At 50.0% G+C, this 4,899-nt stretch carries 1 tRNA gene and 3 rRNA genes; all 4 read right to left on the reverse strand.

What is annotated here, in order from left to right:
• Position 1 precedes the first annotated feature (1 nt).
• A 5S ribosomal RNA gene (rrf, locus tag ADI86_RS07990) occupies positions 2-117 on the reverse strand.
• Positions 118-193: 76 nt separating this feature from the next.
• Positions 194-3,093: ribosomal RNA gene (locus ADI86_RS07995) — 23S ribosomal RNA — on the reverse strand.
• A 124-nt stretch (positions 3,094-3,217) separates the two neighbouring features.
• Positions 3,218-3,290, reverse strand: a tRNA-Ala gene (locus ADI86_RS08000).
• A 51-nt stretch (positions 3,291-3,341) separates the two neighbouring features.
• Positions 3,342-4,887: ribosomal RNA gene (locus tag ADI86_RS08005) — 16S ribosomal RNA — on the reverse strand.
• The 16S, 23S and 5S rRNA genes sit together here with 1 tRNA gene alongside, the layout of an rRNA operon.
• Positions 4,888-4,899 lie beyond the last annotated feature (12 nt).

Genomic DNA, 4,899 nt, shown 5'->3' on the forward strand with positions numbered 1-4,899 from the left:
AGCTAAGCGACTTCCATATCTCACAGGGGGCAACCCCCAACTACTTCCGGCGTTCTAGGGCTTAACTTCTGTGTTCGGCATGGGTACAGGTGTATCTCCTAGGCTATCGTCACTTAACTCTGAGTAATACCTACTCAAAATTGAATATCTATTCAAACCAAGAAAACCTCTCGCTTTCATATTCTCAGTTACTTTGGATAAGTCCTCGAGCTATTAGTATTAGTCCGCTACATGTGTCGCCACACTTCCACTTCTAACCTATCTACCTGATCATCTCTCAGGGCTCTTACTGATATAAAATCATGGGAAATCTCATCTTGAGGTGGGTTTCACACTTAGATGCTTTCAGCGTTTATCCCTTCCCTACATAGCTACCCAGCGATGCCTTTGGCAAGACAACTGGTACACCAGCGGTAAGTCCACTCTGGTCCTCTCGTACTAGGAGCAGATCCTCTCAAATTTCCTACGCCCGCGACGGATAGGGACCGAACTGTCTCACGACGTTCTGAACCCAGCTCGCGTGCCGCTTTAATGGGCGAACAGCCCAACCCTTGGGACCGACTACAGCCCCAGGATGCGACGAGCCGACATCGAGGTGCCAAACCTCCCCGTCGATGTGAACTCTTGGGGGAGATAAGCCTGTTATCCCCAGGGTAGCTTTTATCCGTTGAGCGATGGCCCTTCCATACGGAACCACCGGATCACTAAGCCCGACTTTCGTCCCTGCTCGAGTTGTAGCTCTCGCAGTCAAGCTCCCTTATACCTTTACACTCTGCGAATGATTTCCAACCATTCTGAGGGAACCTTTGGGCGCCTCCGTTACCTTTTAGGAGGCGACCGCCCCAGTCAAACTGCCCGTCAGACACTGTCTCCGATAGGGATCACCTATCTGGGTTAGAGTGGCCATAACACAAGGGTAGTATCCCAACAACGTCTCCTTCGAAACTGGCGTCCCGATCTCTTAGACTCCTACCTATCCTGTACATGTGGTACAGACACTCAATATCAAACTGCAGTAAAGCTCCATGGGGTCTTTCCGTCCTGTCGCGGGTAACCTGCATCTTCACAGGTACTAAAATTTCACCGAGTCTCTCGTTGAGACAGTGCCCAAATCATTACGCCTTTCGTGCGGGTCGGAACTTACCCGACAAGGAATTTCGCTACCTTAGGACCGTTATAGTTACGGCCGCCGTTTACTGGGGCTTCAATTCATACCTTCGCTTACGCTAAGCACTCCTCTTAACCTTCCAGCACCGGGCAGGCGTCACCCCCTATACATCATCTTACGATTTAGCAGAGAGCTGTGTTTTTGATAAACAGTTGCTTGGGCCTATTCACTGCGGCTGACCTAAATCAGCACCCCTTCTCCCGAAGTTACGGGGTCATTTTGCCGAGTTCCTTAACGAGAGTTCTCTCGCTCACCTGAGGCTACTCGCCTCGACTACCTGTGTCGGTTTGCGGTACGGGTAGAGTATGTTTAAACGCTAGAAGCTTTTCTTGGCAGTGTGACGTCACTAACTTCGCTACTAAACTTCGCTCCCCATCACAGCTCAATGTTACAGATATAAGCATTTGACTCATATCACACCTCACTGCTTAGACAGACTCTTCCAATCGTCTGCTTTAGTTAGCCTACTGCGTCCCTCCATCACTACATACTCTAGTACAGGAATATCAACCTGTTGTCCATCGGATACACCTTTCGGTCTCTCCTTAGGTCCCGACTAACCCAGGGCGGACGAGCCTTCCCCTGGAAACCTTAGTCTTACGGTGGACAGGATTCTCACCTGTCTTTCGCTACTCATACCGGCATTCTCACTTCTATGCGTTCCAGCACTCCTCACGGTATACCTTCATCACACATAGAACGCTCTCCTACCATACCTATAAAGGTATCCACAGCTTCGGTAAATTGTTTTAGCCCCGGTACATTTTCGGCGCAGGGTCACTCGACTAGTGAGCTATTACGCACTCTTTGAATGAATAGCTGCTTCTAAGCTAACATCCTAGTTGTCTGTGCAACCCCACATCCTTTTCCACTTAACAATTATTTTGGGACCTTAGCTGGTGGTCTGGGCTGTTTCCCTTTCGACTACGGATCTTAGCACTCGCAGTCTGACTGCCGACCATAATTCATTGGCATTCGGAGTTTATCTGAGATTGGTAATCCGGGATGGACCCCTCACCCAAACAGTGCTCTACCTCCAAGAATCTTTATGTCGACGCTAGCCCTAAAGCTATTTCGGAGAGAACCAGCTATCTCCAAGTTCGTTTGGAATTTCTCCGCTACCCACAAGTCATCCAAGCACTTTTCAACGTGCCCTGGTTCGGTCCTCCAGTGCGTCTTACCGCACCTTCAACCTGCTCATGGGTAGGTCACATGGTTTCGGGTCTACGTCATGATACTAATTCGCCCTATTCAGACTCGGTTTCCCTACGGCTCCGTCTCTTCAACTTAACCTCGCATCATAACGTAACTCGCCGGTTCATTCTACAAAAGGCACGCTCTCACCCATTAACGGGCTCGAACTTGTTGTAGGCACACGGTTTCAGGTTCTATTTCACTCCCCTCCCGGGGTGCTTTTCACCTTTCCCTCACGGTACTGGTTCACTATCGGTCACTAGGGAGTATTTAGGGTTGGGAGATGGTCCTCCCAGATTCCGACGAGATTTCACGTGTCTCGCCGTACTCAGGATACTGCTAGGTACAAAGACTATTTTAAATACGAGGCTATTACTCTCTTTGGCTGATCTTCCCAAATCATTCTTCTATAATCTTTGAGTCCACATTGCAGTCCTACAACCCCGAAGAGTAAACTCTTCGGTTTGCCCTCCTGCCGTTTCGCTCGCCGCTACTAAGGCAATCGCTTTTGCTTTCTCTTCCTGCAGCTACTTAGATGTTTCAGTTCACTGCGTCTTCCTCCTCACATCCTTAACAGATATGGGTAACAGGTAGTACCTGTTGGGTTCCCCCATTCGGAAATCCCTGGATCATCGCTTACTTACAGCTACCCAAGGCATATCGTCGTTTGTCACGTCCTTCTTCGGCTCCTAGTGCCAAGGCATCCACCGTGCGCCCTTATTAACTTAACCTTATTTTTTGACCTTTCAGTCATAAACTCTTATTAATACTACAGCGTTTTCGGTTTATTTTCTTGTTACTATTTGATATAGATATTCAATTTTCAATGTGCATTACTTGGTGATCTCTCACCAATGGAGCCTAGCGGGATCGAACCGCTGACCTCCTGCGTGCAAAGCAGGCGCTCTCCCAGCTGAGCTAAGGCCCCACAAGACCTCTCAAGACTAAACAAGACCAATGCGCAGTTCCTTTTCCTTAGAAAGGAGGTGATCCAGCCGCACCTTCCGATACGGCTACCTTGTTACGACTTCACCCCAATCATCTATCCCACCTTAGGCGGCTGGCTCCTTACGGTTACCTCACCGACTTCGGGTGTTACAAACTCTCGTGGTGTGACGGGCGGTGTGTACAAGGCCCGGGAACGTATTCACCGCGGCGTGCTGATCCGCGATTACTAGCGATTCCGACTTCATGTAGGCGAGTTGCAGCCTACAATCCGAACTGAGACTGGCTTTAAGAGATTAGCTTGCCGTCACCGGCTTGCGACTCGTTGTACCAGCCATTGTAGCACGTGTGTAGCCCAGGTCATAAGGGGCATGATGATTTGACGTCATCCCCACCTTCCTCCGGTTTATTACCGGCAGTCTCGTTAGAGTGCCCAACTAAATGATGGCAACTAACAATAGGGGTTGCGCTCGTTGCGGGACTTAACCCAACATCTCACGACACGAGCTGACGACAACCATGCACCACCTGTCACCTCTGTCCCGAAGGAAAACTCTATCTCTAGAGCGGTCAGAGGGATGTCAAGACCTGGTAAGGTTCTTCGCGTTGCTTCGAATTAAACCACATGCTCCACCGCTTGTGCGGGCCCCCGTCAATTCCTTTGAGTTTCAACCTTGCGGTCGTACTCCCCAGGCGGAGTGCTTAATGCGTTAGCTGCGGCACTAAACCCCGGAAAGGGTCTAACACCTAGCACTCATCGTTTACGGCGTGGACTACCAGGGTATCTAATCCTGTTTGCTCCCCACGCTTTCGAGCCTCAGCGTCAGTTACAAGCCAGAGAGCCGCTTTCGCCACCGGTGTTCCTCCATATATCTACGCATTTCACCGCTACACATGGAATTCCACTCTCCCCTCTTGCACTCAAGTTAAACAGTTTCCAAAGCGTACTATGGTTAAGCCACAGCCTTTAACTTCAGACTTATCTAACCGCCTGCGCTCGCTTTACGCCCAATAAATCCGGACAACGCTCGGGACCTACGTATTACCGCGGCTGCTGGCACGTAGTTAGCCGTCCCTTTCTGGTAAGATACCGTCACAGTGTGAACTTTCCACTCTCACACTCGTTCTTCTCTTACAACAGAGCTTTACGATCCGAAAACCTTCTTCACTCACGCGGCGTTGCTCGGTCAGACTTCCGTCCATTGCCGAAGATTCCCTACTGCTGCCTCCCGTAGGAGTCTGGGCCGTGTCTCAGTCCCAGTGTGGCCGATCACCCTCTCAGGTCGGCTATGTATCGTCGCCTTGGTGAGCCGTTACCCCACCAACTAGCTAATACAACGCAGGTCCATCTGGTAGTGATGCAATTGCACCTTTCAAACAGTTGTCATGCAACAACTGCTATTATGCGGTATTAGCTATCGTTTCCAATAGTTATCCCCCACTACCAGGCAGGTTACCTACGCGTTACTCACCCGTTCGCAACTCATCCAGAGAAGCAAGCTCCTCCTTCAGCGTTCTACTTGCATGTATTAGGCACGCCGCCAGCGTTCGTCCTGAGCCAGGATCAAACTCTCATTAAAAGTTTGAGTTCT

The sequence above is a fragment of the Streptococcus pseudopneumoniae genome (assembly GCF_001074975.1).
GTDB classification, from domain to species: Bacteria; Bacillota; Bacilli; order Lactobacillales; family Streptococcaceae; genus Streptococcus; species Streptococcus pseudopneumoniae_D.